Annotated in this window: 27 protein-coding genes and 1 pseudogene; 12 read left to right on the top strand and 16 right to left on the bottom strand. The window is 58.6% G+C overall.

The window, feature by feature from the left end:
• Positions 1 to 38 precede the first annotated feature (38 nt).
• From AAIH70_RS24625 to AAIH70_RS24615, 3 genes are read right to left on the bottom strand one after another with little or no spacing between them, the layout of a single operon-like run.
• Positions 39 to 3296, bottom strand: coding sequence for an error-prone DNA polymerase (locus AAIH70_RS24625; protein ID WP_430036084.1), 3258 nt, complete (start codon positions 3294 to 3296; stop codon positions 39 to 41).
• A complete protein-coding gene (locus AAIH70_RS24620) occupies positions 3293 to 4804 on the bottom strand; it encodes a Y-family DNA polymerase (protein WP_430036082.1) in 1512 nt (503 codons plus the stop codon). Before AAIH70_RS24620 ends, AAIH70_RS24625 begins: the two co-directional genes overlap by 4 nt.
• A complete protein-coding gene (locus AAIH70_RS24615; protein ID WP_132280862.1) occupies positions 4725 to 5501 on the bottom strand; it encodes an ImuA family protein in 777 nt (258 codons plus the stop codon). Before AAIH70_RS24615 ends, AAIH70_RS24620 begins: the two co-directional genes overlap by 80 nt.
• A gap of 277 nt (positions 5502 to 5778) precedes the next feature.
• Here AAIH70_RS24615 and ligD point away from each other — a divergent pair, with 277 nt between their 5' ends.
• Both ligD and AAIH70_RS24605 read left to right on the top strand, forming a co-directional pair.
• Positions 5779 to 6831 carry a non-homologous end-joining DNA ligase gene (ligD, locus tag AAIH70_RS24610; RefSeq protein WP_430036080.1) on the top strand — a complete coding sequence of 351 codons (1053 nt, stop codon included), beginning with the start codon at positions 5779 to 5781 and terminating at the stop codon, positions 6829 to 6831.
• 58 nt (positions 6832 to 6889) lie between these two features.
• The gene (locus AAIH70_RS24605; protein WP_132280868.1) at positions 6890 to 7663 is read left to right on the top strand and encodes an SOS response-associated peptidase; all 774 of its coding nucleotides are present in this window, start codon (positions 6890 to 6892) and stop codon (positions 7661 to 7663) included.
• A gap of 381 nt (positions 7664 to 8044) precedes the next feature.
• Here the strand turns inward: AAIH70_RS24605 and AAIH70_RS24600 are convergent, their stop codons facing one another.
• The 3 genes from AAIH70_RS24600 to AAIH70_RS24590 form a co-directional block, all read right to left on the bottom strand.
• Positions 8045 to 8191, bottom strand: coding sequence for a DUF1127 domain-containing protein (locus tag AAIH70_RS24600; RefSeq protein ID WP_003551724.1), 147 nt, complete (start codon positions 8189 to 8191; stop codon positions 8045 to 8047).
• A gap of 169 nt (positions 8192 to 8360) precedes the next feature.
• Positions 8361 to 9341, bottom strand: a complete 981-nt coding sequence (locus tag AAIH70_RS24595) for a 3'-5' exonuclease (protein ID WP_132280871.1) — start codon at positions 9339 to 9341, stop codon at positions 8361 to 8363.
• A gap of 427 nt (positions 9342 to 9768) precedes the next feature.
• Complete coding sequence (locus AAIH70_RS24590) at positions 9769 to 10536, bottom strand: hypothetical protein (protein ID WP_132280874.1); 768 nt, start codon at positions 10534 to 10536, stop codon at positions 9769 to 9771.
• Positions 10537 to 11005: 469 nt separating this feature from the next.
• Here AAIH70_RS24590 and AAIH70_RS24585 point away from each other — a divergent pair, with 469 nt between their 5' ends.
• The 3 genes from AAIH70_RS24585 (at position 11006) to AAIH70_RS24575 (ending at position 13455) form a co-directional block, all read left to right on the top strand.
• On the top strand, positions 11006 to 11902 hold the full coding sequence (locus AAIH70_RS24585) for an AraC family transcriptional regulator (protein ID WP_132280877.1): 897 nt from the start codon (positions 11006 to 11008) through the stop codon (positions 11900 to 11902).
• A gap of 142 nt (positions 11903 to 12044) precedes the next feature.
• On the top strand, positions 12045 to 12635 hold the full coding sequence (locus AAIH70_RS24580; RefSeq protein ID WP_132280880.1) for a hypothetical protein: 591 nt from the start codon (positions 12045 to 12047) through the stop codon (positions 12633 to 12635).
• A gap of 43 nt (positions 12636 to 12678) precedes the next feature.
• On the top strand, positions 12679 to 13455 hold the full coding sequence (locus tag AAIH70_RS24575) for an L-iditol 2-dehydrogenase (RefSeq protein WP_430036076.1): 777 nt from the start codon (positions 12679 to 12681) through the stop codon (positions 13453 to 13455).
• Between the two features lie 130 nt (positions 13456 to 13585).
• Here AAIH70_RS24575 and AAIH70_RS24570 read toward each other — a convergent pair whose 3' ends face one another.
• Positions 13586 to 14170 (bottom strand): TetR/AcrR family transcriptional regulator, encoded by a 585-nt coding sequence (locus AAIH70_RS24570; RefSeq protein WP_132280886.1) that lies wholly within the window; start codon positions 14168 to 14170, stop codon positions 13586 to 13588.
• A 99-nt stretch (positions 14171 to 14269) separates the two neighbouring features.
• Between AAIH70_RS24570 and AAIH70_RS24565 the strand changes: the two genes are divergently transcribed.
• Positions 14270 to 15424 carry an MFS transporter gene (locus AAIH70_RS24565; protein WP_430036073.1) on the top strand — a complete coding sequence of 385 codons (1155 nt, stop codon included), beginning with the start codon at positions 14270 to 14272 and terminating at the stop codon, positions 15422 to 15424.
• Here AAIH70_RS24565 and AAIH70_RS24560 read toward each other — a convergent pair.
• A complete protein-coding gene (locus tag AAIH70_RS24560; protein WP_165932165.1) occupies positions 15419 to 16363 on the bottom strand; it encodes a LysR family transcriptional regulator in 945 nt (314 codons plus the stop codon). The two genes, AAIH70_RS24565 and AAIH70_RS24560, sit on opposite strands and share 6 nt — an antisense overlap.
• Positions 16364 to 16541: 178 nt before the next feature.
• Here AAIH70_RS24560 and AAIH70_RS24555 point away from each other — a divergent pair, with 178 nt between their 5' ends.
• Entirely contained in the window at positions 16542 to 17456 is a 915-nt protein-coding gene (locus AAIH70_RS24555) for a DAPG hydrolase family protein (protein WP_430036071.1), read from the top strand.
• A gap of 31 nt (positions 17457 to 17487) precedes the next feature.
• Positions 17488 to 18939: a glycoside hydrolase family 1 protein gene (locus AAIH70_RS24550; protein ID WP_430036069.1), complete on the top strand. Its 1452-nt coding sequence runs from the start codon at positions 17488 to 17490 to the stop codon at positions 18937 to 18939.
• Here AAIH70_RS24550 and AAIH70_RS24545 read toward each other — a convergent pair.
• Positions 18877 to 19278 carry a winged helix-turn-helix transcriptional regulator gene (locus AAIH70_RS24545; RefSeq protein ID WP_430036113.1) on the bottom strand — a complete coding sequence of 134 codons (402 nt, stop codon included), beginning with the start codon at positions 19276 to 19278 and terminating at the stop codon, positions 18877 to 18879. The two genes, AAIH70_RS24550 and AAIH70_RS24545, sit on opposite strands and share 63 nt — an antisense overlap.
• Positions 19279 to 19397: 119 nt before the next feature.
• On the opposite strand from AAIH70_RS24545, the gene AAIH70_RS24540 reads away from it, so the two are divergent.
• The gene (locus AAIH70_RS24540; protein ID WP_430036067.1) at positions 19398 to 20381 is read left to right on the top strand and encodes an NADPH:quinone reductase; all 984 of its coding nucleotides are present in this window, start codon (positions 19398 to 19400) and stop codon (positions 20379 to 20381) included.
• A gap of 169 nt (positions 20382 to 20550) precedes the next feature.
• On the opposite strand, the pseudogene AAIH70_RS24535 reads toward AAIH70_RS24540, so the two are convergent.
• The 3 genes and pseudogenes from AAIH70_RS24535 to AAIH70_RS24525 form a co-directional block, all read right to left on the bottom strand.
• Positions 20551 to 20925: pseudogene (locus tag AAIH70_RS24535) on the bottom strand (histidine kinase); the annotation flags it as partial.
• A 39-nt stretch (positions 20926 to 20964) separates the two neighbouring features.
• Positions 20965 to 21189, bottom strand: coding sequence for a hypothetical protein (locus tag AAIH70_RS24530; RefSeq protein ID WP_132280898.1), 225 nt, complete (start codon positions 21187 to 21189; stop codon positions 20965 to 20967).
• Between the two features lie 129 nt (positions 21190 to 21318).
• Positions 21319 to 21528 (bottom strand): cold-shock protein, encoded by a 210-nt coding sequence (locus AAIH70_RS24525; protein WP_430036064.1) that lies wholly within the window; start codon positions 21526 to 21528, stop codon positions 21319 to 21321.
• A gap of 229 nt (positions 21529 to 21757) precedes the next feature.
• Here AAIH70_RS24525 and AAIH70_RS24520 point away from each other — a divergent pair, with 229 nt between their 5' ends.
• The 3 genes from AAIH70_RS24520 (at position 21758) to AAIH70_RS24510 (ending at position 22833) form a co-directional block, all read left to right on the top strand.
• A complete protein-coding gene (locus AAIH70_RS24520) occupies positions 21758 to 22081 on the top strand; it encodes a hypothetical protein (RefSeq protein ID WP_112506290.1) in 324 nt (107 codons plus the stop codon).
• Positions 22082 to 22172: 91 nt separating this feature from the next.
• Positions 22173 to 22385 carry a hypothetical protein gene (locus tag AAIH70_RS24515; protein ID WP_430036062.1) on the top strand — a complete coding sequence of 71 codons (213 nt, stop codon included), beginning with the start codon at positions 22173 to 22175 and terminating at the stop codon, positions 22383 to 22385.
• A 238-nt stretch (positions 22386 to 22623) separates the two neighbouring features.
• Entirely contained in the window at positions 22624 to 22833 is a 210-nt protein-coding gene (locus tag AAIH70_RS24510) for a hypothetical protein (protein ID WP_430036060.1), read from the top strand.
• A 172-nt stretch (positions 22834 to 23005) separates the two neighbouring features.
• On the opposite strand, the gene AAIH70_RS24505 is transcribed toward AAIH70_RS24510, so the two are convergent.
• From AAIH70_RS24505 to AAIH70_RS24490, 4 genes are all read right to left on the bottom strand, one after another.
• Positions 23006 to 23737: an SDR family NAD(P)-dependent oxidoreductase gene (locus tag AAIH70_RS24505; protein ID WP_430036058.1), complete on the bottom strand. Its 732-nt coding sequence runs from the start codon at positions 23735 to 23737 to the stop codon at positions 23006 to 23008.
• 62 nt (positions 23738 to 23799) lie between these two features.
• The gene (locus AAIH70_RS24500) at positions 23800 to 24528 is read right to left on the bottom strand and encodes an SDR family oxidoreductase (protein ID WP_132280908.1); all 729 of its coding nucleotides are present in this window, start codon (positions 24526 to 24528) and stop codon (positions 23800 to 23802) included.
• A gap of 10 nt (positions 24529 to 24538) precedes the next feature.
• Positions 24539 to 25015, bottom strand: coding sequence for a nuclear transport factor 2 family protein (locus AAIH70_RS24495; RefSeq protein ID WP_148200697.1), 477 nt, complete (start codon positions 25013 to 25015; stop codon positions 24539 to 24541).
• 45 nt (positions 25016 to 25060) lie between these two features.
• Positions 25061 to 26476 (bottom strand): MFS transporter, encoded by a 1416-nt coding sequence (locus AAIH70_RS24490; protein ID WP_430036055.1) that lies wholly within the window; start codon positions 26474 to 26476, stop codon positions 25061 to 25063.
• Positions 26477 to 26503: the final 27 nt, after the last annotated feature.

Here is a 26503-nt window from a genome sequence, read left to right as displayed (position 1 = left end):
GATGTTCGAACGGCGGAGCGGACAGGAAGGTGCCCGCGCTAATGAAAATTCCGTGCCTTCACCTTCAACGTATCAATATGAAGATCGCGCACGAACATGTCGCGCGGGGTCACAACGGGCTTGGGCTTGTCGCGTGGATCCGGCCCACCACCATGGGCGAACTCGTCTCCCCTGCCGGCCGGCATCTTGAACTCGGCGTCCCGATCCGCCAAACCTGACAGGTCAGAGGTCAAGTCGAACAGCTGCTGGGCGACCAGATGCACGACCTCGCCTTCGCGTTGGATGCGGCCATTGATTGCCATCATGCTGGAGCCGAGCACGATGCGACGGCGTTTCTCGAACAGCGATGGCCAGACGACGATATTGGCGGGGCCGGTCTCGTCCTCGATGGTGATGAACATCACGCCTTTGGCAGATCCTGGCTTCTGCCGTACCAGGACGAGGCCGGCGGTGTAGACCGAACGGCCATCGCGGGCGTTCATCGCTGCGGCGCAGGTAATGATGTTGCGAGAAGCGAGATCCTTGCGCAAAAACGCGATCGGATGCTGCCGCAATGTCAGACCTGTGTAGCCATAATCCTCGATAACATTGTGGCCCTCGGTCATCTGCCGAAGGGCAACCTCGGGCTCATTCTGCTCGGCGATCGTCGCCATCTCGCGCTCAGCCGCCGCGGCAAACAGCGGTAATGGTTCATCACGCAGTGCCTTGATCGCCCAGAGGGCGTCACGACGCTCGAGCTTCAGGGACGGCCGGTATGCGTCCGCTTTTGCGAGTTGGACGAGCGCTTCGGTCGGCACGCTGGAGCGCCGCCACATGTCATCGACGGAAACAAAGTCGCTGTTCATGCGCGCCGCAGCGATGCGAGCCGCATCGGCGATCGCCAGCCCCTTCACCCGCCGAAAACCGAGGCGAACGGCATACCGCTCGGTGTTGCCGATGCGCTCAAGCGTGCAATCCCACCGGGATCGGTTGATACAGACGGGTCGGACCTCGACGCCATGGGCGCGGGCATCGCCGACGATCTGGGCTGGCGCATAAAAGCCCATGGGCTGGGAGTTGATCAGGGCCGCACAAAAGGCTTCCGGATAGTGGCATTTGATGAAGTTCGACGCATAGGCGATCAGTGCAAAGGATGCCGCATGGCTTTCCGGAAAACCGTAGGAACCAAACCCTTCCAGCTGCGAAAACGTCTTCTCCGCGAATTCGGACGTATAGCCATTCCTGACCATCCCGGAGACCAGCTTGTCCTTGAACTTGCTGACGCCGCCGGTGAACTTGAAGGTCGCCATCGACTTGCGCAATTGGTCGGCCTCGCCGCCGGTGAAGCCGGCACAGACCATCGCCACCCGCATCGCGCTTTCCTGAAACAAAGGCACGCCGAGCGTCTTGCCGAGAACCGCCTCCAGCTCGGGTGTCGGATAGACGACATCCTCTTTGCCCTCGCGCCGGCGCAGATAGGGATGCACCATATCTCCTTGAATCGGGCCCGGTCGGACGATCGCGACCTGGACGACGAGGTCGTAAAACGTCCGCGGCTTCAGGCGCGGCAGCATGGCCATTTGCGCCCGGCTTTCGATCTGAAATGTGCCGAGCGTGTCGGCCCTGCGGATCATGGCATAGGTCGCCTGATCCTCCTGCTCGATCTTCGAAAGGTCGAGATCGCGGTCCTTGTGCTCGCGGATGAGTTCGAAAGCCTTTGCCATGCAGGTCAGCATGCCGAGCGCCAGAATATCGACCTTCATGAACTTCAGGGCTTCGACATCATCCTTATCCCATTCGATGATCTGCCGGTCTTTCATCTTTGCCGGCTCGATCGGCACCAGATCGTCGAGCCGGTCATGAGTCAGCACAAAGCCGCCCGGATGCTGGCCGAGATGGCGGGGCGCACCCATCAATTGCTGGGCAAGTTTCAGGGTGAGAATGAGACGACGGTCGTCGGGATTGAGATTGAGCTCGCGGATATTGCGGTCGGGCACTTCCTCCGACCAGGACCACATGCCTGATGACAATGCCTTGATGACGTCCTCCGGCAGACCAAGCGCCTTGCCGACGTCACGGATGGCGCCCTTGGCGCGGTACCGGGTGACGGTGGCGCACAGTGCTGCCTTCTCGCGGCCGTAGGTCCGATAAATCCACTGGATCACCTCTTCGCGCCGTTCATGCTCGAAGTCGACGTCGATGTCAGGAGGCTCATCGCGTTCCTGGCTGACAAAGCGCTCGAAGAGGAGATTGCCGCTGATCGGATCAATCGAAGTGACGCCGAGAATATAACACACCGCACTGTTGGCCGCCGAACCGCGGCCCTGGCACAGGATCCCCTGGCTTCGGGCGTATCGCACTATCGAAAACACCGTCAAAAAATAGGGGGCGTATTTCATCGTGCGGATCAGATCGAGCTCGTGGCGCACGGTCTTGAGCACGCCGGGCGGCAGGCCTTCAGGATAACGGGACGGCACGCATTCCCACACATAGTGTTCCAGTGATGCCTGGGCATCCATGCCCGGCACGATCGCTTCCTCCGGGTACTGATAGGTCAGCTCCTCGAGCGAGAACTTGCACCGATGCACGATCTCCATGGTTCGCGCCAAGGCTTCCGGATAACGCGGGAAAAGCCGTTCCATCTCCTCCGGCGGTTTCAGATAGCGGTCGGCATGGCGCTCGCGCTCGAAACCGACATCGTCAATGGTTTTGCCGGTGCGGATACAGGTGACGATATCCTGCAGCTGTCGCCGACCCGGCTCATGAAACAGCACGTCATTGGTAACGACCGTCTTTACCTTGAACCGCGTCGCCAGATTGGAAATCTCATAGAGCCGCATCTGGTCGTTTGGCCGTCGGCGCAGGCACAAAGACACATAGGCGCGGTCGGCAAACACCTCGGCCATCTTCCTTAAGCGCACGGCACAGACATCGTCGCCAAGGTCGGGCACGAGGATGCCGATCATTCCTTCCGAATAGGCAACCACATCATCCCAGTGGAGGATGCAGTTGTTCTTGCCACCACGCGATTTTCCCAGCGTGATCAGCCGGGTCAGCCGGGAATAGGCGGCCCGGTCGATCGGATAGACGAGGATGGACATGCCGTCGGCAAGGTCGAGACGACAGCCGACGACCAGACGCAGTCCCGTGCCACGGGACGCTTCCAGCGCCCGAATGATACCGGCGAGCGAATTTCGATCGACGACGCCGACGGCATCGATGCCGAGCGCTGCGGCGGCCTCAAACAGCTCCTGCGCCGACGATGCCCCGCGCAGGAAGGAGAAATGCGTCGTCAACTGAAGTTCAGCATATCTCATGCGAAAATCCCATGGCAGAACCAGCGATGATCGCCGGTTTCGGGATCGACGCCATCGCCGGAGCGGAACACCCAGAGGCGTTCGCCGCTCTCGTCCTCGATGACGAAATAATCGCGCACCGCCTCCATTTCGCTGTCACGCTGCCACCACTCGCCAAAAATCCGTTCAGGGCCGTCGGCGCGTATCACCTTGCGGCGTTTGCCACGCCAGGTGATGGAGGCAGGCGGATAGTCAGGCATCAGCGCGATGGCGGTGATCAGTTCCGGCCGCGGCAGTAACCGCACAGGCCGGCGCCAGTGTCCGACCCATGCGACTGCGATCGGATCGGCAACAGCACTGATGCGCTGGACGGAACGCTCGGGCACATCAGACGCCATGGGCGCGAGGCGATAGACCTTGTGGCCGCGGTTTCCATAGATGTCGATCAGCGGCGAAACGTCAGTGACTTCCTCCTCCACCAGCGAAGACGATTTCTGCGTCTCTTCAAGCGGCTCGGCGATCACAGCAACCAGGGTCAGTTTCTCGATGCCAAAGCCCGGCTCGATCTTTTCGGTCCGATCACGAAACAGCTTGGTCAACCAGGCGACATCACGGGCCGGCTTGACCGTGCCGGCACGGATCGCCTGCCGTGTGCCATCGACCTTTTCGACGATCAGATCGGCACGACGCACACCCAGGCCTTTTTTCTGGAGCTCCTCGATCAGTTGGACGATCAACCGGCCGACATATTTGTTGATGGTTTCGGCAGCACCGATGGGCTCGGCAAAGGACCGGGCGACCTCGATCAATTCGGCGGTTCGGATCGGATCGATCGGTTCGGACACACGTCCAAATATCTGGTCGAGACGGCGGCCGATTTCCGGACCAAAGCGAAGGTTTAAAGGTGCGCGCGCGGTATTCGCCAGCTGGCCGATGGATTGAAAACCAAGCGTGTGGAGGTCGCTGACGATCTTGGGCGCAAGTCGCAGCAACGAGATCGGCAGTTTTTCAACAGCCCGCACGGTCTGACCGATCGGTACGATGACAGTTTCACGGCTGATGGCGCGGGCGCATGCGTGTGCCGCACCCCAGGTGTCGGCGACGGCGACCCGGGCCGTCAGCTTTCTTGCCAGGAACTGGTTGGCGATCTTGGTCACCATCGGCAGTTCGCCACCCTGAAGGTGATCGGCGCCTTCGGTATCCATGACAATGCCGTCTACGCCGTCGACGGCAACGATCGGGGAATAGAGCGTCAGCGCCCAAAGCGTGATCCGCTCCAGTGCCGCGGCGTCCGTCTTGAGGTCTGCGTCCACCAGCATCAGCCCGCGAAACAGCGCCTGCGCCTTTGCAGCCGGTATGCCGACACGCACGCCAGCCTTCTTCGCAGCCGCATCGGCGGCCGACACCCAGCGTTTCGAGCCGCTTTTGGCGATCACGGCGATAGCCTGTTCAGGCGGAATGGACGGATCGTCCCGGCGAATGCGATCGGTCGGCAGATCCGGCAGATAAATCGAGACGACCCTTGTCATCACACGCCCTCACGAGAAACTCAGCACACCCACCCGCTTTCACGCGCATCAACTCCACAAACCATCTTGGCCGCCCCACCCCCGGAACCGGCAAATCCTCCGACGGCATGACGCTCACCCGCCACCGTGTGGTCGAGGCCGTCGGCTGTCCGAAGTCATTGGCTTCCGTTTGCCGCCTCCAGCGGCGCACGGCCAATGCCATCGTCCCGGTGCGCTCGGCGGCCAGCTGAAGCCGGCGCGAACCGACCATCGGCAGGCGGACAAGCTCGCCGACGACCGCACCAAGACCGCCGAAGGACAGCCCCTCCTCCATGTTGGCGAGCACATCCTCGTCCTTGTCGGATTCCACAAAAATCACCCGATCGGAATTGAGACCGACCTGCGCCAGTGCCGGGAAAAACAGATCCGGCCGCGTCAGGCACCAGACGATCGGTCCCTTGGTTCTGGCTGCGATGCCAGCTGCAAAGAGGGCCGCAGCGGCACCATCGACCGTGCCTGCTCCGCCACCGGCAAACTCGTGCAGGGCGCCATAGCTGAGCCCACCGCCGGGTAGAGCTGCATCCATCTCCGGCACGCCGAAGGCCAGGCAGCCGGCCTTCTTCACCGTGCTGGTTTCGAGCGAAGCGATCCGCTCGCGCAGATCAGAGATCACATCTGAAACACCCTCTGACGTCCTTGGGGCGCGGGCAGCAGTCATCGTTCACGGCTCCCTTCAGGAACGTGTTGGCAGAGTTTCGGGCCAGCATCATGCTGGACAAAATGCGGATGTTCTGTTTCTGTTCCGACTGAAACAAAGAGTCAAGCAACCAGAAGGTTGGGAATATTATCCTGAACATTAGAAATCCCGTGGATTCAGGGAGGTAGCGCTGCAAAATTTTTTTTTTGCTCTGCCCGTTTGGTCGAGCGGCGTGAATAGCGGGGACAAGTCCTGGATCGTCACAATCTCCTTAAGGTTTTTTTGTTGAACTGTCGGAATGACGAAGACCCCGAGATCAAAGCCGCTCCTTCGTGATACCGAGGCCCCGCTCCGCTCGCGGCCGCGCAAGAAGCGCAATCCGTCAGAGCCACAGCTTCCATTCGATCCCATCCCCGACCGCGTCGAGCCGGCATTGGCGCAGCTCAAAGCAAAGCCGCCACAAGGATCCGAATGGTCCTGGGAGGTGAAATGGGATGGATACCGGCTTGCCGTGCATATCGAGCCGCAAGGCGTGCGGATCCTCACCCGTGGCGGCCATGACTGGACCGATCGCTTTCCAGCGATCGAGCAGGCGGCCCGGGCGCTCGGGCCGGCGACCATGATCATCGACGGAGAGGCTGTAGTTCTGGACGCAGAGGGCCGATCGGATTTCGGGCTGCTGCAGCAATCGCTCGGAGCATCGGGAAAGAGCGCTGGCAACCAGGCCTCCGATGCCATCCTCTATGCCTTTGACCTGCTTTATCTCGATGGCCATGATTTGCGCGGAGTCGAATATCGATCGCGCCGGCATTTGCTCGAAGACACGGTGAAGGATCAGGACGGCGCCATCCGGCTGTCGGAAACGCTCGACGCCGATCCCGCTGTCCTGCTGGACCATGCCTGCCGTCTCGGGCTGGAGGGGATAGTCGGCAAGCATCGCGACCAGCCATACCGCTCCGGTCGGACCGGTGACTGGGTGAAGGTCAAATGCGTCGAAAGCGAAGCCTTCTTCATCGTCGGCTATGAGCCGTCGGCAGCGTCGCCGGCCGGCTTCGGTTCGCTGGTTCTGGGCGCCTACCGCGATGGTGAGATCGTCGATGTCGGCAGCGTTGGGACTGGCTTTAGGGAAGCCGAGGCCATCAAGCTCCGCAAGATGCTCGAAAAGCTACGGTGGAAGCAGAAGCAGCCGCCAGTGCCCGATACCGAAAAAGCCGACGTCGTCTGGGTGCATCCGACGCTGATCGCCGAGATCGAGTTCCGTGCCTGGACGGCCGACGGCAAGCTTCGCCACGCGGCCTACAAGGGGTTGCGTGAACGGCAGGACAATGCCGACGTGTTTCAGCTCGACTAGCGGAGCGCCATCGATGCGCTAAACTGCCCTCCATGGTCGAGCGGAGGATTAGCCTGGAATGTGCAACCTTTATCGGATGGAAGACAAGGACTGGGTCTCGAGATGGGCTCAGGACGCCGAGAGCTTGATCAACCTCATGCCCGCCTATCAGATGAATCCCGATCAGATGGGGCCGATCGTTCGCAACACGAATGACGGACGCAAGCAGCTCGTCCATGCGCGCTGGGGCCTGCCCTCGCCAATCTTCGTCCAGAAGAAGGCGGCCGAGGCCCGCGCGGCAAAGCTCAAAGCGAAGGGCAAGCCAGTCGATATGGATGAACTGATCAGGATTGAACCGGATCGCGGCGTCACCAATGTCCGCAAGCTCACCCTGCCTCACTGGAAACGCTGGTTTGGTGTCGAACATCGCTGCATCGTGCCGGTCACAAGTTTTGCCGAACCGGATCCCGTAAGCCAGGCGCCGGGCGGCAAGGTTCCGAATGCCTGGTTCGCACGCGACGAGGCGAAATCTCTGATATTCTTTGCCGGCATTCACGTGCCGCAATGGAAGAGCGTCCGGAAGGTGAAGGACGGCCTGACCACGGACGACCTCTATGGCTTCCTGACCACCGATCCAAACGGTCTGGTTGCCCCGATCCACGAGAAGGCGATGCCGGTCCTGCTGCTGACCCAAGAGGAGACAAAGGTTTGGATGGAGGCGCCGTGGGATGAGGCCAAGGATTTGGCCCGACCCTTGCCGGATGATGCGCTGATCATCGCGTCGCGGGAGCCCTATGGTTCCTCGATCGTCACGAAGGAGGGCGACCCCCTCGCGCAGGGCAGTTTGCTCTAGCACCCGAGGTGGAAGCCGCCTGATTTCGTCCCCAGAAACGAAAAAGCCTGCCGCGGGAGGAGGTGCGGCAGGCTTTTCGAAAGAGTTGAACAAACGGCTGGGAGGAGGGTGCCGCTGTCCCGTCAGACGCCCCTTGGGAGGAGGAGTGGGTCGTCTGAAATCGAAGCTCTGCGGGAGGAGGTGCATCGCTTCAATGAAACCAAGATACTCATTTCCTCCGCACATTAAATAGACTTTGATGCAGCGCAGCCATGCACAAATGCACGACCTCAAACTGATCTCAAGAATGTCCAGCTTAGCGCCTCGCGGCAGGCTAGAAACGCAAACGCCCGCATCATCAGCGGGCGTATTGTCATTCAGGTTGGCTTGGGAGCAGGCCGCTTAGCGAGCGACCGACTGGCGAGCAACACTGTGGATGTCGGCACGATTGATACCGAGGTCCTGCAGTTCGCGCGAGCTCATCCGGCCGAGTTCGGTAACGGTCTGACGATACTTGCGCCAGTTATTGAAAGAGCGTGCTACGTTCATGATGATCCCCTTCCGTGAGGTCTCTTGACGCCAGCAACCTTGCTTCGGTTCCAACGTCGTTTCGATGACTGGAATATAGACCCTTGCCCACCCGTCGATAAGGCACAAGGTCTCAGGCCGGCCATGCGCTCAAAGCATAGGTTCAATCAGATCTAAGCTAAAGAGGCTATCAGGCCCGGAACCGGTCGAAGGCGGTGAGGCGTTTAGTCGGTGGATCGGCGTCTGGATAGCGGTAGATTTCGGCCCTGAGATAGCGGAGCTCATCCTCGAGCGCTTCTTCACCAACCTCGATCCACCAAGACTTGGGTCGGCCGTCGCTTCCGTCGGACCAGCGATAGCCTCGCGCCTTCAGATGATCCTTCATGTCGAAGGGACTGTTTTCCGCAAAGATTCGGACACGCGATCTCTGGCTTGCTTCATAGAGTTCGGCGAAAGCTGTGGAAGCAGAGCCGTCCACCTTACGAGCCAGGACCTCCAGAAGTGCGAAACAATCATCGACAGCGCGATGACCATCATGGAAGTAGCCCGCCTGCCCGATCAGGTATCCGAGCTTCGTGCCCTCATATCCCCGCGACGACCAGTCGATCTCAGAGTTAGAGCAAGCCCAGGCCTTGCCAGAAAACAGATGAGAAAATGCCTCACAGAATGGCCGGTCGAAACCCGCATTGTGGGCAATCAGCAGATCGGCAGGTTCGATCAGTGCCTGCAACGCAGCCGTATCGATCGACTGCCCGACCACCATGTCGCCGGTTATGCCGGTGAGCCTGGTAATTTCGGAAGGAATGGAAATGCTGGGCTGCTGAAGTCCACCATAGATGCCGGTCACGTCACCGATACGTCCTGTCGCATCGAAGCTGAAAGCGACCACGCCAATCTCGATGATCTCATCCTTGCGCGCATTGAGGCCGGTGGTCTCGGTGTCGAGCACAATACCTTTGAGGGGATACTCCGGACGCGGGTTCGGCGCGACTGCTGGCGGCACCATTTTCGTAAGGATGCGGTAGCGGCCCGTCTCAGCGAGATGCCGGACCATGTCCTCTTCACTCATGGGGACGGCAGGCTGTTCGGGCTTGGCTAATCTGGAGGCGGCACGCGTGACCAAATCGTCGCGCGGACCCTGCTCCGGAAACATGTCAAACTGTTGCGCCATTCCTGTTGTCAAAGCCTCACCGCCAATTCTCTTACTTCAAAACACGGCACAATCGGCAGATCAACCTTGTTGGCGGAGGTGCGATTTCAGCCAATCTGTCGAGCAAGGTTTACGGTCGCGCAGTTTCACGCAGTGACAGCTCTTGGGTCGTTGCGCAGAAACGTCCCCAAACAGGAAAGGGCATACCAGCTGTAGCGGGAACCGCGAAAGCCGTTCGCCTCCCGTAAGACCGGTCTAAAGGGTTGCCGCAGGAGGGTCAGCACAGCGACGGCAACGCCGGGATCCGGGATCGACAGCCCCCGGCGCGCGGGGCCGCTTCTCACATCCCAGAGCGCCGCATTAGCTCCATGATCAGAATTGGCGGCAAAGAGGTCCCAAGCCCTGCGCGATGAAACAGATTTGCAGCATCCACAGGCACTTGGCCTTATCAGTGGAGGATAACGGCCTCGACTCCGATCGGAAGGCCAATCCTGAAGAATTTATCGAACAATACCGTCTTGCGAAATTGCCTGTCCATCACCGACATGGCTGGCACGTTCTGCGGCGAGTTCTCCAGTATGCCGAGCCAGGTCAGCGGGCGAACGAGATTATGGGCGATGAACCAGCCTGCCTCGTGTCGGGGGCCGAGCGGTCCCCTCGCCGGGAAAAGCTCCACCGGGACTGCCCATTCGGTAAAGTCGCCAAGCGTCACCCAGTCGCCCAACCGGGTCGAGACGACGCCCAGCATATGCCTAAGATCCCAGAACAGGGCGGCGGCTTCGGGGGATAGACTCTCCTGCAGCGGAGCGGCCAGCATCCATTCCGCGAGAACTGCCTGAAGCTCCCCGTGATTGCCGAGGATCGAACTGCCGCGCTTCGTGAGCACGGCCCTACCCTTGTAGTGGCGGATAATACGAAGGTCCTGCAGCGCCCAATGCAGGATGGAGAGCGGAGGAAAATCCGGTTCGTTGAGAACCTTGTTCACGGAATAGAGGATTTCCGGTTCATACCCGGGCCACTGAAATTCATGTGCGGCCCATTCGACACATTTCCTCTGAAAAGCGCCCAAGGATTGCGTCAACGGAATGCCGCCGTTTTGCTTGACATAGCGGAGAAGCTTCATGCCATTGGTGGCAAGTGGGCTAGCTGCCAGTTCATCCTGATGAAGAGCCGGAGACAAATACACAAAGCGGGAGAGCGTGGACGGGCGGAACATGGGAAAGGATAATGCCGGAATAATTTACCGCCGTCATCTGCCCCGATACGATTTGATTTCGAACCACTCGCCCCCTCAAACCCCATGCCGCCTTGAAAGGAACCGAACCGGCTGCCTATCAAGTTTGCAGAAATTTCTTTGGTTTGACAAGACGTTGAAGATGTATCGGCAGCACTGGTGCACGGGCTTGCCTCGCTGTTTCGCGCCCAGTGCGGTTCTTAGGGGCACCCTTTCGCTCAATACCGAAGACAGCGGGCAAGACCGCAGTTCGCTCGATCAGGTCTTTGGACGCTTCCAGGTGCCTTGACAGCTACTACACACCCCGACAGCATCGTGACGTTTGTGCGTTTGGATATGCCGTCAGGGATCCCGTGCCCTTGTAAGCATATTTAAAGGCAGAGATTTCACTTCGAGATAATGCAGTTTATTTATTCGATTACGGATCAGACAACAGGTGAATTAGGATTCAATGGCCGCCGATCGTATGCCGTCCGATAATGGGTTGCGACACCAGCCGGTTTACGAACCCATCGTCCCACTGGCGACGGAGTGCTTCATCTGGCGAACGGATGATTATCCATTATCCTGGAGCGTGTGGAACGCACATCCGGAATGCGAGATCCATCTGATCAAAAGCGCCGGCGGAACCTGCCATATCGGCGATTTCATCGGCGGGTTCGACCCGGGCGATCTGTTCATCGTCGGCCGCGGGTTGCCCCATAATTGGGTGACACCTCTAAAACCGCGCGACCGCATCGAAAACCGCGACGTCATCGTACAGTTCGACGAGGATAGAATTCTCGCCGCCGCGAATCTCATGCCAGAGCTCACCGACCTTCGATCCTTTTTCCTGCGCGCGAGACGCGGGATTGCCTTCAATGGCGAGGCCAGGACGCAAGGGGCCGAAATCATGGAGGCAATGGGAAAAGCGGATGGCATCGAGCGCTTGTCACTATTCCTTACCTTGCTTGCCATCCTGTCGAAAAGCGCCGAAACGGCTCTTTTATCTTCGGAAGGCTTCTCGCTTCATACGAACCCATCGACGAACCAGACCGTTCGCGAAGTGCTTGCTTGGATCTCGGCAAACTACCAGAATGATATCAGGATTGAGCAACCGGCAGCGCTGATCGGGATGACTGGGACGTCCTTCTCGCGCTTCTTCAAACGCAATACCGGAACCACCTTCAGCAACTATCTGATCGAGCTTAGGATGGGAAAAGCAAGCGAGCTCCTGCTCCGCTCAGACTTACCGATAACGACGATCGCCGCGGAAGCAGGTTACGACAATCTTTCGAATTTCAATCTGAGTTTCAAAAAGTCTCGAGGCATGACGCCGACAGGCTTCCGCAAAAGCCGAGGCCTTTGACTGACGAGTTTATGTCCCTATTTGGTCATCATGGCGGTAATTTAGGACAGAATGGACATGATATCATTAGTTTTGGCTATCTAAAACGCTAGTTCCATATCCGCGAACGAGGTATTTGTTTGCCGTCTCGTGGGAGGGAACCATGGAAATAGATTTTGCCGCTTCGTCCGCGCTTGAACCGCCCGTCGCTATGACGTCGATGCTTCGCGGTTCCGATCCTTCACCGGATCACGGCGACGTCGAGCGCGTCGAATTTTTTGTAAAAAAAGCGAATGCTGATCTGGAAAGCTGTCTGGTGTTGGCGGGCCGGAAGAGGCTAGGACAGCGCTGGTTCGAGCTCGAAAGCAGCGTCAATTCCTGCTGTGTTGGAATGATCTTTCGCGCGGGCCAGCAAAGCGAGGCGGTAGCAGACCTTCTGTCGGAAGGATTTCATGGCGCAGCGATGCCTGGCGCGATCGCGGTCGTAGGCGCGGACGGCGTTCTGCTGGACCGGCTCGTGGGGCTCGCCGGTCTCCAGAAAAAATCCGGCTCGATCCCTTTTGAATGGCCGCCTATTTTGGTGTCCGTTTCTGTCACAGATCCTGCATTGGTCAAAACCATGCTGGCTGTCGGTGAGATCACGGCTATGGGCGTCCCGATCGAACTCGACGTTTTTGACGGCAATCAACCAACCGGTAGAATCCACGGATTCTTGCAGAAAAATCTGGTCCAGCATTTTCCAAAAATGTTCTGACTAGCAGCCACTCAACAACAAAAGCTTCAAAGGGAGAGAAACCATGTCTTCAAGACTGCAGGGAAAGCATGCCATGATCACTGGTGCCGCGCGCGGCATTGGGCTGGCATTCGCCAAGGCCTATATCGGGGAAGGCGCACGGGTCGCGATCTGCGACATCGATATTGGACGGGCGGAGCAATCGGCCAAGGAACTTGGTGAAAATGCAATTGCGGTCAAGATCGATGTGACGAAGAAGGAGAGCATCGACGCCGCCGTCCGGCAGGTCGTCGACGCGTTCGGAAGCATCGATATCCTGATCAACAACGCGGCGCTTTTCACCGCTGCTCCGCTTGTCGAAATTACGGAAGCTGACTACCGGCGTGTATTCGACGTCAACGTCTACGGACCGCTGTTTACGATGCAGGCCGTTGCAGCTCAGATGATTGCGCAAGGCAAAGGCGGCAAGATCATCAATATGGCATCTCAGGCAGGCCGCCGCGGCGAGCCGCTGGTCGCAGTATATTGCGCGACGAAGGCTGCGGTAATTAGCCTTACCCAGTCTGCGGCTTTGAATCTGATCGAGCACAAGATCAACGTCAACGCGATCGCGCCCGGCGTTGTCGACGGCGAGCATTGGGATGGCGTCGATGCCTTCTTTGCCAAGTATGAGAATAAAGCGCCTGGCCAGAAGAAGAAAGAAGTCGGAGAAGCTGTACCGTACGGCCGCATGGGAACAACTGAGGACCTGACCGGTATGGCAGTTTTCCTCGCTTCGGCGGATTCAGACTACGTTGTTGCCCAGTGCTACAATGTCGATGGCGGTCAGTGGATGAGCTGAAATCACCGAATGGCGCAGAGACGTCACATTGCGTGGCGTCTTCACCCGCGGCAAACGGTCGGCAATAATCGATGACCTTCGATCTGGCTCAGTACCCTTGCCAAGTTGTCACCAGCTCGTTGATCGGTTTTCAGTTTTTTGCTCCCGTCAGGAACAGCGAGAGCCGAGCAGCCACTGTTTCGTCGAGGGGCCGACCTTGCAGCAGTCGGTACCAGAACACACCATGTAAAGCATCGACCATCATTTCGAGATCGATGCCGCTGCTTAATTCACCGCGCGCAATCCCGCGCTGGATGATGGCCACCGCTACCTGAGCCCGTGGAAGCACAAAGCGCTCTCGGAAGATCTGCAGGAAGCTGTCGTCGGTCTGGGCGGAGGCGATTAAGTTGCGGATCGCTGGACCATCGCGGCGAATATTGTCGAACAGATTGACCAGGAAACGTTCGAGGACCTGTGCAACTGGGCCATCCGCCACCACCTCTTGGTGCGAAGCACTATCGAGAAAAGCGTCCAGCACAAGCTCAGCCTTGCTAGACCATCGGCGGTAAATCGTTTGCCGCCCTACCCCCGCTGCGGCTGCGATCGAAGCGATCGTGACATCCTCAAACCCTTTCTCGCCAACCAATCGCCGCGTGACATCGAGTAATGCCGGTGTGGCCTCTTCATCTCGCGGTCGCCCCGCCGGCCGGCTCTGCGTCTTGACGGTATCTTCCATGCCCAACTCCTATTGCGAGATCGAAGTCTCGTATATATTGAGACTGACGTCTCGTAATAAACCTTACGATGCGCCCGTCTCACTTCAATGGAGAAAACCATGGCACAACTCAAGCCAATCGGCGCCTTCACGCTTTTATCTGTAGCATGCCTGACCATCATGGTTGGGTGTGTCATTGTCCCGGGACTGCCGAGCATAGCCGCTGCCCTCGGTGTCGGCCCTGCGTCGAGCTGGCTTGTTACTTTGCCGTCGCTCGGGGTCGCCGTCTTCGGCCTGGCGGTCGGGCGATTAATCGAGAGGCTGGGCAGCCGCCGCGCCCTCGTGATCGGCCTCCTTCTCTATGGCCTGCTTGGCTACGCAGCCGTCTGGTTGCGCGGTTATCCAGCGGTGCTTCTCGATAGATTTTTGCTGGGCGGCGCGACAGCGATAGTGATGTCGGCCGGCACCACATTGATTTCCGAATTTTTCGATGGAGAAGCGCGGCTCAAGATGATCTCACGGCAGGGTATGGCGATCGAGCTTGGCGGCGTCGTCTTTCTTGCCATCGGTGGCATGCTTGCGGGGATCGGGTGGCAGCATCCTTTCCTGCTGTATTTGGTCGCCTGGATCTTTGCGGCGATGGTTGTCACTTTCGTGCCGCACAGCCCCCCGTCATCCGGAAAAGTCGAACCAGGCGCGACTGACTCTGCCCCAGCCATGTGGGACGTCTATCTTGCAGCAGCATGCTCGATGATCGTATTTTTTGCGGCAGTCATTCTGTTGCCTCAGAAGCTGGCGGATATGGGTATGGGCGAAGTGAAGATTGGTTACTTTCTTTCCTTTATTTCCCTGGTAGCCGTCGGCGCGGCTTTCGTTATGCCCCGTTTTATGGACGCACTCGGCTCGATGAGGACTTTAATGATCGCGTTCTCGGCCTATGCCTTGGGACACGTGATCTTTTTCGCGGCGGGCTCGTTTCCACTCATCGTTGTGGCCGGCATGCTCGTGGGTTGCGGCTTTGGTTTCTCGATACCGCTCGTCAACCACTTGACCATCGAGCGCAGTCCCCTTGCCCTGCGGGGCCGGCTTCTCGGCTACCTGTCGGTAGCGATTTTCATGGGTCAGTTTCTGTCTGCCTTCATCGAGATGCTTCCTCTTACGCGGGCCGGCTTTTTTATTGTCGCAGCGCTCGTCGCGTTCATGGCGTTTTGTCTCTTCGCAGTCAGGACAAGGGCTGCTCCCGTTGGCGTCGACGAGGGACGTGCCGGGTCATAAGAGCGACGGCGTGTGATCTCTCGGCATGTTGCCAGCATCTCTTGCAGCCGTGAGCGAAGTTTGGATCATATGCCGCATCCACTCATGGGCAGGATCGGCGTCGTTGGAACTGTGCCATAACAGTGAAATCGGCACTGACGGCATTTCGAATGGTGGCGGGGAGGCCCGGAGACCAAGCTGACGAACGAAATATCTGGCAAGTCCGCCATGGATCGTGGCCACAACCGGTGTGGCGAGCACAATGAACGGTATAGACAGGACATGCCTGGTCGTCATTGTGATCCGCCGCTTTGCTTCCCTCATCGCGAGCTGTTCACCAACAGCATCATGGCCAGCTGCTTTGCTCGACAGTACCAGATGGCGGGCAGACAGGTATTCGTCGAGCCCAATTGGATTGGAGAACTCCAGCAGCTCGCCATTGTAGATGCAGAGATAGTCGTCAGTGTGCAGCAGCTTCCTCTTATGATGGACCTGCCCCTCTGAGAAAATCCCCACCGCCATATCGATTGTGCCCGCGTCGAGTTCTCGAAGAACATCCACTTCATCGACGTTTTTGAGCTCAAGTCGGATACCGGGCGCGCTCTCTCCGATGCGTTGGAGAATCTCTGGGATGATGAGAACTTCGGCAGCATCCGGCAATGCGATGGTGAATGTACGCTCTGCCGAGTGAGGATCAAAGGCAGCCGAGCGGCTGACAAGGCGATCAATCTCCGTCATGATCCTTGAAAGGGGCTCGATCAACGTGCGCGCATAGGGCGTCATGACCAAGCCACCGGCATCGCGCGTGAAGAGTTCGTCGCCCATCGTTTTGCGCAGCCGCCCAAGATTGTAGCTCATTGCTGACTGGCTGATGCCCTGGTCCTCGGCCGCTTTTGTGACGCTCCCGTTTGCGAGCAGCCGTTGAAGGCTATTCAGAAGGTTGAGGTCGATGTCTCTCATTAGTCCCATCGATTTGGTAAATAGATGTCATTTGTTGGACTGATATCGAATGAACATGTAAATTTCAATCATCGCAATTCATCCAGGAGTGAACCCGATGACTTCATTCGGGCGTCGTAATCTTCTCAAGGGCATTCCGGCCCTGGCAGCTGGAGCAGCAGGAGCCGCAGGAGCAACCATGATCAAAGCATCTCCGACTGAAGCAGCGGATGCAGTGTCCGCTCTCGATAACAGCGCCGTTACCTATCTGCCGGTCGCAGCCCAGAAGCAGCTCATCGCCAACACCCAGTTGCTCAAGGGTAAGTCCTACGAAACATTCTTCAACCCGCATCTCGTCGTGCCAACAAATGATGCTCGCGCTCTGCAGATTGGCCCGTTGGACAAGGCGGACTGCCTGACGCCGAGCGTTGCCGATCTGAACCGGCTGATCGATCCGGCTTACAAGACGCCGAAGCAGGGCTATGCCGTTCTCGATGGCTCGACCGTCTATGTTCAGAATAGCCTGTTCTTCCCGCGCGCCACCGCCGAGATGTTCCGGTGGTGGTTCACCTGGCATCCGATCGAGAAAGAGCGTTACATGCTCTGGTTCCCGCATGCCCATATCGAAAATAGCGTGAAAGACCCGGCTCGCCTTGCCAACAAGAGCCTGAGCTACGAGGATCGGCTTTACGACAATCCGAACTACGTCAAGGAGCTTGTCGGCCCCCAGGCCATGGAGCTGTTGATCCGCTTTACCGACCCTGCAAAGCTCGGCTTTGACGCTGCAGCCTTCAAGCGCGCCGGGTTTACCGCAAATGCGAGCGGCATTGTCGGTCCGGCGCAGGCACCCGACGTCATCAATTCGATGATGATCCACATCGCCCGAGATGTGGAAGGTGGCATGGAACTGGTCAGCCGGTACTGGATCGGCTCGCACCCGGAGATGCGCCGTTTTGCCGGCGCCGAGAAGGCCGCGGCGATGATGGCGCATGTCGGTTGGAACGACCAGCTCGCTGAAATGACCGCCTACGAGCTCGCCGTTCATGACATGATCGAGTTTAATCACCTGGCTGGTATTCTTCCCGCTCTGTTCGCACAGTTCGGCGAGGGATAACTCAATGGGCATGACAACAAGGATCACGGCGATGAGTGCTGTCATCGCCGCCGCATCGGCGATGGCCCCCTCGTCCTCGGCAGCCGCCGACAAATTTCTATGGGGGGCGGCTTCGGCCGCCTACCAGGTCGAGGGATCCTCGACTGCGGATGGAAAGGGCCCCTCGGTCTGGGACGACTATCTCGATCGCCTTCATCTTGCTGGCCCGGGCGTTTCCGGAGCCGTCGCCATCGACTTCTACAATCGCGACCAATATCTGAGGGATATCGCCATTTTCAAAGAACTTGGGCTGACGAGTTACCGGTTTTCGATATCGTGGCCGCGGATCATTCCGGACGGCCTTGGTCCCGTCAATCCTGCCGCGGTCGCCCACTATCGCCAGTTCATCAAGGATTTGAAGGACGCAGGCATCACGCCGATGCTGACGCTCTACCATTGGGACATGCCCTCTTCTCTCGCCGCAGCGGGTGGCTGGGAAAATCGTGACTCGGTGAAGTGGTTTCAGCGTTACGCGGATGCGGTCTTCGCCAACTTCCACGATCAGGTCGATCTCTTCGTTCTGATCAACGAACCTTCAGTCGAAAGAGCGACGAAGACGCTTGCCGAGAACATTCGCGACCATGGCAAGGGCGATTTCAAGATCCTGCCCGATGCGGACCACATGGCTGTTTCGCTCAAGACCTACAATCACATTCTTCTTGCTGCAGCGGCAGCAAAGAAGAGCTTCGACGCGCATGGCTACAAGGGCCAGCTTGGTCTCGCCGTACCGCTTTTCCCGACGATCACGGAAGATGGTGCAGGCGATGCCGACAAGAAATCGGCTGTACTGGCCGACGGCGTGCTGAACCGCTGGTTCCTCGACGCCATGTACAAAGGTAGCTATCCCCAGGATGTGCTGGACATGGTATCAGCGCGGGGCCTTGATACTGGCGTCGAGCCGGATGATGCCAAGACGATCGGGCAAGCCCATTTCGACTATCTGGGCATCAACTTCTATTCGCCGATGTACGTCCGCAACGGCGCTAATCCGACTGATAGATTTGCCGCCGAGCAGTATCTGCCCAAGACGGTGTACTCGGCATTCAACGGCGCTGTTCGTCCGGACCAATTCAAGGCCCTGCTGGGTCGCATGAAGAGCGAATACGGTAACCCGCCTGTCTATATCACCGAGAATGGCGCCGGCTTTGCCGGCGAAGACGTGATGAAGGACGGTAAGGTCGACGACATCCAGCGATGCCGTTACCTTGTCATCCACATTGCCGCGATGAAGTCAGCGATGACAGACGGCGCCGATGTCAGGGGCTATCACGTCTGGTCCAGTCACGACAATCTTGAGTGGCTCAGCGGCTATGCAAGCCGTTTCGGCATGATTTATGTCGACTGGGACACCCAAAAGCGCACGCCGAAGCTGAGCGCCGACTTATACGCCCGTATCATCCGCGGCGACGACGTCACCGAGAACGACTGCGTCGCTCGGAACTAGGATTTCGGATCGCGTCGCACGAGGCAGGTGCGATCCGGATCGTGCCATGAAGGAATCGCCCCACTCCTTCATGGCACGCAGGACCGGCCACAGCGTTTTGCCAAACTCCGTCAGAGAGTATTCCACACGGGGTGGAACCTCGGCAAAAACCTCCCGATTGACGATCCCGTCGTCCTCAAGCTGCCGGAGTTGCATCGTGATCGAGCGCTGGCTTGGGTCGCCTGTCATACGGCGCAGCTCCCCGAAGCGCTTGGGGCCGTCCAACAGGTGATAAATGATGACGGGCTTCCACTTGCCGCCAGCCACATCGACCGTCGCCTCCACGGGGCAGTTGTACATTTCCTTCGCCATCGACAATCCCAATAGTGTACTTTTTACCCCTATGCGCAGAAATGTTGCCTAGTTGCAATATTGAAGTTCGAGAAGGTAGTGGTCGGGACACGCAAAGGAGAATTTCGATGAAGGCAGCATTCTATGACAGACAGGGCGGCCCCGAGGTTTTGACCATCGGAGAGCTTCCTGATGCGGAACCCGGCCATGGACAGGTTCGCGTCAAGGTCGCGGTGTCGGGCCTCAATCCGACGGACCTGAAGACACGAAGCGGATTTGCCGGGGCTCCGATGCCCTTCCCGAAAATTATTCCCCATCAGGATGGCGCTGGCACCATCGACAAGGTTGGTCCGGGCGTCTCCCCAAACCGTATCGGCGAACGTGTGTGGATGTACAAGGCGCAGACAGGGCAGCCGTTCGGCACCGCTGCGGAATATATCAGCCTCCCGTCTGAATACGCCGTTCGCCTGGGTGACAATGCGTCCTTCGAAGTCGGTGCATCGCTTGGTATTGCCGCCATCACGGCACATCGTTGCCTTTTTGCCGATGGCGATATCAGAGGTCGCCGCGTACTTGTGCAGGGTGGTGCTGGCGCAGTCGGAACGGCAGCCATCCTTCTTGCCAAATGGGCCGGTGCGGAAGTCGCCGCAACAGTGAGCCGCGACGAGCAGGCGAAAGTCGCGCGAGCAGCAGGCGCCGACCTCATCATCAACCGCAAGACCGACGACATTCCAGGGGCTATCAAGACCTGGACGGAGGGACGCGGCGTTGATCGTATCGTTGACGTCGACATGGCAGCAAATATCGATACAGACATTGCGTGCCTTGGCCCGAGCGGTGTTGTCACGGCCTACGCGACGGAGGATCCGCAGGTCCGTCTTTCCATGCCGTTTCTGAAAACGATGTTCGGCGGCTATGCTTTCCGCTTTGTCTTCTTCTATTCGATTCCGGAAGAAGCGTTCCGCCTGGCCGTTAAAGACGTGTCGGCTTGTGTGGATGTAGGAGCCTACAAACCCGCCATCGGACTGAAGGTGCCGCTGGACAATATTGCGGAGGCGCATGCTGCCCAAAATTCGGGATCGGTCGTCGGCAAGATATTGGTCGAGATTTAAGGCAGATGCGTTGGACCTGGGCCCATTCCAGGTCCAGAAACCGGGCGATTCATGAGCGCTATCGGCCGCTGAATAAAACCGGCGGATAGAGGGATCGCCGGAACCTCCTAGCGGTCACCCCGCTTGGCGGATTCATAGAAATGGAGGAGAAACATCGTGAAACTAATAGCCCCTCTTCGGCCTGCTTGCGTCCGGTCACGTCGAGAAAAATGCCTGTCATCACGCGAGCGACGATATCGTCGTCACTTCCCTGCCCCCGCGCCGAAATCCAGCGGACGTCAAGACCGCTCAATATCCGAAAGTCAATTTCATAGGGCCCGACGAGCGCGCGCGTGGCGACGAAAGCGGCCCTTACACGGTCTCGATCGGCCGGATGGATCTTGGCCGAAAGATCTTCGAAGGAAAGGATACCATTGGCGCCAAGATCCCAGAGCTCGTATCCCCGGAGATCCATGATGAACGCGTCCGTGTCGACGTTCCATGTCCACAGAGCGACGCCTGCGGCCTTGATAGCGCGTCGTAGCTGACCGGACGTCCATTCCATATTCTCTTCAAGATCGATCACGGTGTTACCTCTCGGAGGTTAACCCTTGCGTGTGCGTTTTGCGATGAGGACGGCAGAGGCCTTCGCGATGTCCTCGGCTTCCTTCGCAAGGCGTGCCTCGCGCAGTCTTTGGGTCTTCGCTTCGCGCGCCTGGACGACAGAGTCCAACTCTTCGATCGCATGATTGCTGGCGAAGAACTGCGACTGGGTATGGCCAAAGGCAATCTCGGCCTGCTGCCTGGATTTCGAGTGTGTCTGTGTCATGAACAGTTCCAATTGGAAAAGCCCGCTCAGGGCGAGCACAAAAAAGGCCAGGCTATTCGCCCGGCCTCGCAGATACGCGGTTTCGTCAGTGCTAGTACATCCGTGGTCAAGAACGGAACCGGGTTGGGGTTAGGCTGCCTGGAGGTTGCAGGCCGACATCCTGCCCGACTTCACGTCGCGCTCAAGTTCGTAACCAAGCTTCTGGCCCTCGACGATTTCGCGCATTCCGGCGCGTTCAACAGCCGAGATATGGACGAACGCGTCAGCGCCGCCGTTGTCAGGCTCGATGAAGCCAAAGCCCTTGGTGGAGTTAAACCATTTTACTGTGCCTGTGGTCATGATGATGATCCCTTTGAAAACATGATTGATCGACCGCGCAACGGAGGCGACGCGGATGGCGATAGCGATGTTTCTGAAAGGAAGGTTCGCTCAAGGCGCGGTGCTAATCGCGCGGTAACCAAAGCTCAGCAAGCAAACGATCGATAAAACCAAAAATAGAAGTCGCACCCCTATAAGTCAACCTTTAGTTTTGCCTGCTCATTGAAGGAACCGGTTTTCAGACCATATCATGGTGATGGAAAAAACTCAGATTGACGACATCAATGCCCAGATCCTCAAGCTTCGGACGGCGCTGCCGATCTGGGGCGTGGAGGCGAACGATCTCGTCGAGCTCGCTCAGAACGCCGAGCGGGCGGCGATCCAGGTGGACGAGCGGACAATGCAGCGCGTCCGCGGCCTGATCGAAACGACGACTGGTTGGCACAATACCCTTCTCTACTGGGAAGAGCAGGATGCGGCTCCCGCCCTGAGCGCTGATATTAGGGTCCTGCGCGGGTCACTCGATGCAATGCGAACCGAGGTCTCAGCTGCCACCGGCATGTTCCCGTCCTGAGGTTTTGGAACGATTTCGGCCGCCGGCAGTAACGTTCGTGCGTCAGACCCGTTGTAAGCGATTGCAGCGCTTCCAACGTAAGGATAACGACATGAGCGAAACCAAGGAGTTTTCTGTCAGCACCAATGGCAACCGCTGGTCGTTGGAGACCAGCGATGGGGAAACGGTCGTTAGACACACGGCCAATGAGCCGTCGGGTGGGCATCAAACCCTCACCGCCCTCGCGACATTCCTCGAGGAGCGAGCCGGCAAGCCCGAAGACGCGGCACTCCTCCAGGTGCTTGGGCAGACCCAACGAAATTGAGCAGCAATTGCGCGCCGGCGAAACAGACACGTCATCCCACAGAACCGCGATGGAATATCTTCGCCTCGGCGGCCAGCGGCTTGCGAAGGTCGATGATGATATCGTTAGCACTAGAAGCCGCCGGAGGCCAAAGCCTACTGGCAGGCCAACGTAGAGCCCTTGGATGAAAAAGGGCGTCGAGAGGTCGCTCTCCACCTACCGTCGATTAGCGAACGCTAACCCCAGACCGGAGAATATCATGGTTGACGAACGAAAAGATCAAGGAAGCGATGCATCAAGAAGTGACCCGGAAACAGCCGATCAGGCGCGAGAAGACCTGAAGAAGCAGGCTAAAAAGGGCATCGAAAAGGCGATGAGGGCTGATAAATCCGACGGTGCGGACATTCGTCCGGAGCAGGATTCCGCCGAAGGCTCTCGTGAAGTCATTGAGCGAGACTTATCTCGTTAAAACCAATCTTGGCCAGACTCGCCCGCCTCGAAAGGATCGGAACCAGCGACCCCGCAGATGGAAGCAACCAAGTCTGGAGTCATTTGGCTCAACGGGTTCAGCCTATTCGAGCGCCACTCCTAAACTGGCGCCCGCATTTCAAAATTCCAACTTGCAGTTAGCCGACGCACGATCACCAGGGCTGGCGACCATGGCTTCCGAAAAATCCTCCTGTGGGGCCGTCGCTACCGATCAATGCCATCTTGATTGCTGTCAGCGCCCCCTCTTCCGGCGAGATAAAGCCCGTATTCTTGTTGAGATCCGTGCGGACATGGCCGGGCTCGACGACATTCACCTTGATCCCGAACGGCTCGAGCTCCTTTGCGAAGGAAACCGTGACGGCGCTCAGCGCAACCTTGGAAGCGGTGTAATCGAGGAGATTGACGCTCGAATAGAGCGAGGTCGGATCGGTGATGAGCGCGAGCGATCCCACGCCGCTGCCCATCATGACGACACGGGCGTCTCGTGCCGCCTTCAGCAGAAGAACGAAGGCCTGGGTCACCCGGATGGGTCCGAACAAGTTCACCTCGAAGGTCAACTTGATGTCCTCCATCGGAATCTGGCTTGATGGCGTAGTGACATCGACCAAGATCCCGGCATTGTTGACAAGAACCTGGAGCGCGTCGATTTCGTCGGAGAGCCGTGCAGCCGCCTTCTGAACGCTGGCGTCGTCGGCGACGTCGATTGCAAGGAACCTCGCATCCAGGCCGTCCGTCATGAGCTCTGCAACCGCCGCCTCTCCCCGCTCGCGATCTCGGGCACCGATCCAGACCGTCATGCCTTGCTCGGCCAACCCTTTGGCAATGGCAAAGCCAATGCCCTTATTCGCGCCGGTTATCAGCGCATGTTTCTTCTCAGTGCTCAATTTCAAACCTCAATTTTTGGAGCCGTTTGACTGCCCTTGTCGTCTGATAGCGGAAGCGACGGCTACCAGGGCTGCGTGCCGTCGTGTCCGAAGAAGCCGCCCGTCGGGCCGTCGGCGCCAATCGTCGCAAGTCGGATCGCGCTTGCGGCACCCTCATCCGGTGTCAGTGCACCGTTGTTGCCGTTGAGGTCGGTGGCTACGCTGCCCGGCTCGACGGCGTTGACCTTGATGCCGAACGGCGCGAGCTCCTTGGCAAAGGCAACACTCACCGCATTCAACGCCGTCTTCGAAGAGTTGTAGGCGAGCAGGTTCGCCGTGGAATAGATCGACGTTGGATCGGTGACGAGACCGAGCGACCCAAGGCCGCTGCTCATCATTACGACGCGAGCGCCGGCGGCCTTCTTTAGAAGCGGTAGAAACGCCTGTGTCACGCGGATCGGCCCGAAGACGTTGACCTCATAGACGGCTTTCAACTCGTCCATGGACTGCTCGCTCGGCGGATTTGAGAAACCCAAGGCGATCCCGGCATTGTTGACCAGCACATCGAGGGATCCCAACTGCCTGTTCAGGAAGATAGCGGCTGCTTCGACACTGCCGGGATCCGCCACATCGATCAGGAGGTGACGGGCGTCGACGCCCGCCCCCTCGAGTCCGACAACGGCTGCGCGTCCGCGCGCGGCATCACGGGATCCGACCCAGACCTGATATCCGAGGGCACCGAGTCCCCTGGCGATCGACAGTCCGATACCCTTGTTTGCGCCGGTGATCAGCGCTGTCGGTTGATTGGTCATGACTGATCCATCATGCCTTCGACTTGTCGATCGGCTGGCCGACGTGATGATGGAGGTCACCAAAGTGGCGTGGCTTCAAAAGGCGGTAGACGAAACGCCATTCGCCATCGTGCTTTTCGAACGTATCGACGTAACGGCCTGTGCAGATCGGCTGCAGCGGGAATCCTTCGAGTTCCTGATGAACAGTAAAGTAGCAGACGGAGTTGGCTTTCTCCCCGGAGGCATCGACGTCGATGATGATGTTGGAAACCTGGTGCCACGTCCGCGGGGTACCATCACCATGTCGCTGGACACCGGCTGCGAGGTACTTTTCGATGCCGTCGCGGGTGCTTGCCGTTTCACCGAGGATATCCATGGTGGCATGCTGGAGAAGTTCGCCAACCTGATCGAACTTTCCGTCGTCCAGAAGGTGGGTGTAGGTCGCGAGCAACCGCGTGATGGCGCTTTCAGCGTCGAGACGTGCGATGATGTCAGTGGTATTGGTCATGACAGTTCCTTTGAGATTGGCGGACCCGAAGGCTCCGCGCGGGGTTTAGACGTGAGCGGCTTGGGGTTTTGGAACCTCAGTGCCGATTGAGGGAGCCTTTGGGCGCACCGTCCTGATCGCGACCAGAGTGGCGAGAAGCGAGATCACTGCGGCAACCGCAAATGCATTTCCAAGTCCGACCGTGAACTGGCCCGGAACCGAGCTGCCCGCATAGACGGCAGCGATGATTGCGAGGCCAAGCGCACCGCCAACCTGCTGGTCCATCTGCAGGAGCCCCGAGGCCGCACCTGCATGCTCAGCAGGCACACCTTCCATGATCGCGACAGTCCCGGGCGTGAAGACCAGCGCGACGCCGATGGCATGCATGACGAGGGGCACGAACACGGCAGGGAAATAGGCGCTGTTATCGTCGAGTACCGCAAAGCCGACAAAGCTCAGAGCAACCAGCACGCCGCCTAAGGCCAAGAGCGGTCGAGGCCCGAACCTGACGATCAAGCGGGGCATGGACGGCGAGACCGTAAAGACGGTGGCGGTAAGCGGCAGGTAGGCAAGGCCCGCTATCAGTGGTGCGAAACCGAGGACCTGCTGCAGATACTGCACGATCAGAAACAGCATCGAGAAGTGCATTCCGACGATGATCGCCATCACGATCAGTCCGCCGACGCGTGGCCGACTGTGCAGCAGCGACAGGTCGAGGAGAGGTTCCGCGGCCCATTTCTGGATCCGGAAGAACGACACGAGCAGAGCAGCGGAGATGGCGAAGGACAGGATTGTCGACGCGGCTGTCCACCCGTGCTCGGCAGCGCTGATGAAGGCATAGACGAGCGCCACCGATCCGAGGGTCGCCGTCAGCGCACCTGCAATGTCGAGCCGCGCTGGTTTCGGTTCCGTTTCCTTGACCAGACGGCCGATGAGAATGAGGACGACGGCCCCGATCGGAACGTTGATCAGCAGCGACCAACGCCATGACAGCAGGTCGGTCAGGGCGCCGCCAAGGATGAGCCCGACGGAAGCTCCGACCGAGGAAATCGAAATGAAGAGGGAGAGGCCCCGGTTCCGCTCGCTCTCATCACGCGCCATCGTCGTGATGAGAGCGAGAACACTTGGTCCGGCAAGAGCTGCCCCGGCACCCTGGAGAACACGTGCAAGGATCAGGAGAAACGGCGTTCCAGCGATACCGCCCACCAGCGATGCCGCCACAAAAACAGCAATGCCAATCTTGAAGGCTTTCACCTGGCCACAGATGTCACCGAGGCGGCCCCCAGCCAAGAGAAGGCCGCCGAACGCCAAGGCGAAGGCGTTCGGCACCCACGAAAGCCCGGCCGGGGTAAATCCGAGCTCTGTCTGGATCTTTGGCAGCGCGACCAGCACGATCAGGAAGTCCATCGTCAGCATGAGCTGAGCCGTCAGGATCGTCGTCAGCGCTATTGCACGTCGAAGACGTGAGGAATTTGAGGACATGGGTCCTCCTTCGCTGGTCGCCATGTC

The organism is Neorhizobium sp. BT27B, assembly GCF_050455485.1.
In the GTDB taxonomy this organism is placed as follows: domain Bacteria; phylum Pseudomonadota; class Alphaproteobacteria; order Rhizobiales; family Rhizobiaceae; genus Neorhizobium.
Note: the sequence above shows the minus strand (reverse complement) of the source record. Positions and strands in the feature narration are given on the sequence as shown.

Bases quoted from the DNA above. Each gene is read 5' to 3' on its own strand.
- AAIH70_RS24625 (WP_430036084.1), bottom strand. From the start codon at position 3,296: ATGAGATATGCTGAACTTCAGTTGACGACGCATTTCTCCTTCCTGCGC.
- AAIH70_RS24620 (WP_430036082.1), bottom strand. From the start codon at position 4,804: ATGACAAGGGTCGTCTCGATTTATCTGCCGGATCTGCCGACCGATCGC.
- AAIH70_RS24615 (WP_132280862.1), bottom strand. From the start codon at position 5,501: ATGACTGCTGCCCGCGCCCCAAGGACGTCAGAGGGTGTTTCAGATGTG.
- ligD (WP_430036080.1), top strand. From the start codon at position 5,779: ATGACGAAGACCCCGAGATCAAAGCCGCTCCTTCGTGATACCGAGGCC.
- AAIH70_RS24605 (WP_132280868.1), top strand. From the start codon at position 6,890: ATGTGCAACCTTTATCGGATGGAAGACAAGGACTGGGTCTCGAGATGG.
- AAIH70_RS24600 (WP_003551724.1), bottom strand. From the start codon at position 8,191: ATGAACGTAGCACGCTCTTTCAATAACTGGCGCAAGTATCGTCAGACC.
- AAIH70_RS24595 (WP_132280871.1), bottom strand. From the start codon at position 9,341: ATGGCGCAACAGTTTGACATGTTTCCGGAGCAGGGTCCGCGCGACGAT.
- AAIH70_RS24590 (WP_132280874.1), bottom strand. From the start codon at position 10,536: ATGTTCCGCCCGTCCACGCTCTCCCGCTTTGTGTATTTGTCTCCGGCT.
- AAIH70_RS24585 (WP_132280877.1), top strand. From the start codon at position 11,006: ATGGCCGCCGATCGTATGCCGTCCGATAATGGGTTGCGACACCAGCCG.
- AAIH70_RS24580 (WP_132280880.1), top strand. From the start codon at position 12,045: ATGGAAATAGATTTTGCCGCTTCGTCCGCGCTTGAACCGCCCGTCGCT.
- AAIH70_RS24575 (WP_430036076.1), top strand. From the start codon at position 12,679: ATGTCTTCAAGACTGCAGGGAAAGCATGCCATGATCACTGGTGCCGCG.
- AAIH70_RS24570 (WP_132280886.1), bottom strand. From the start codon at position 14,170: ATGGAAGATACCGTCAAGACGCAGAGCCGGCCGGCGGGGCGACCGCGA.
- AAIH70_RS24565 (WP_430036073.1), top strand. From the start codon at position 14,270: ATGGCACAACTCAAGCCAATCGGCGCCTTCACGCTTTTATCTGTAGCA.
- AAIH70_RS24560 (WP_165932165.1), bottom strand. From the start codon at position 16,363: ATGAGAGACATCGACCTCAACCTTCTGAATAGCCTTCAACGGCTGCTC.
- AAIH70_RS24555 (WP_430036071.1), top strand. From the start codon at position 16,542: ATGATCAAAGCATCTCCGACTGAAGCAGCGGATGCAGTGTCCGCTCTC.
- AAIH70_RS24550 (WP_430036069.1), top strand. From the start codon at position 17,488: ATGAGTGCTGTCATCGCCGCCGCATCGGCGATGGCCCCCTCGTCCTCG.
- AAIH70_RS24545 (WP_430036113.1), bottom strand. From the start codon at position 19,278: ATGTACAACTGCCCCGTGGAGGCGACGGTCGATGTGGCTGGCGGCAAG.
- AAIH70_RS24540 (WP_430036067.1), top strand. From the start codon at position 19,398: ATGAAGGCAGCATTCTATGACAGACAGGGCGGCCCCGAGGTTTTGACC.
- AAIH70_RS24530 (WP_132280898.1), bottom strand. From the start codon at position 21,189: ATGACACAGACACACTCGAAATCCAGGCAGCAGGCCGAGATTGCCTTT.
- AAIH70_RS24525 (WP_430036064.1), bottom strand. From the start codon at position 21,528: ATGACCACAGGCACAGTAAAATGGTTTAACTCCACCAAGGGCTTTGGC.
- AAIH70_RS24520 (WP_112506290.1), top strand. From the start codon at position 21,758: ATGGTGATGGAAAAAACTCAGATTGACGACATCAATGCCCAGATCCTC.
- AAIH70_RS24515 (WP_430036062.1), top strand. From the start codon at position 22,173: ATGAGCGAAACCAAGGAGTTTTCTGTCAGCACCAATGGCAACCGCTGG.
- AAIH70_RS24510 (WP_430036060.1), top strand. From the start codon at position 22,624: ATGGTTGACGAACGAAAAGATCAAGGAAGCGATGCATCAAGAAGTGAC.
- AAIH70_RS24500 (WP_132280908.1), bottom strand. From the start codon at position 24,528: ATGACCAATCAACCGACAGCGCTGATCACCGGCGCAAACAAGGGTATC.
- AAIH70_RS24495 (WP_148200697.1), bottom strand. From the start codon at position 25,015: ATGACCAATACCACTGACATCATCGCACGTCTCGACGCTGAAAGCGCC.
- AAIH70_RS24490 (WP_430036055.1), bottom strand. From the start codon at position 26,476: ATGTCCTCAAATTCCTCACGTCTTCGACGTGCAATAGCGCTGACGACG.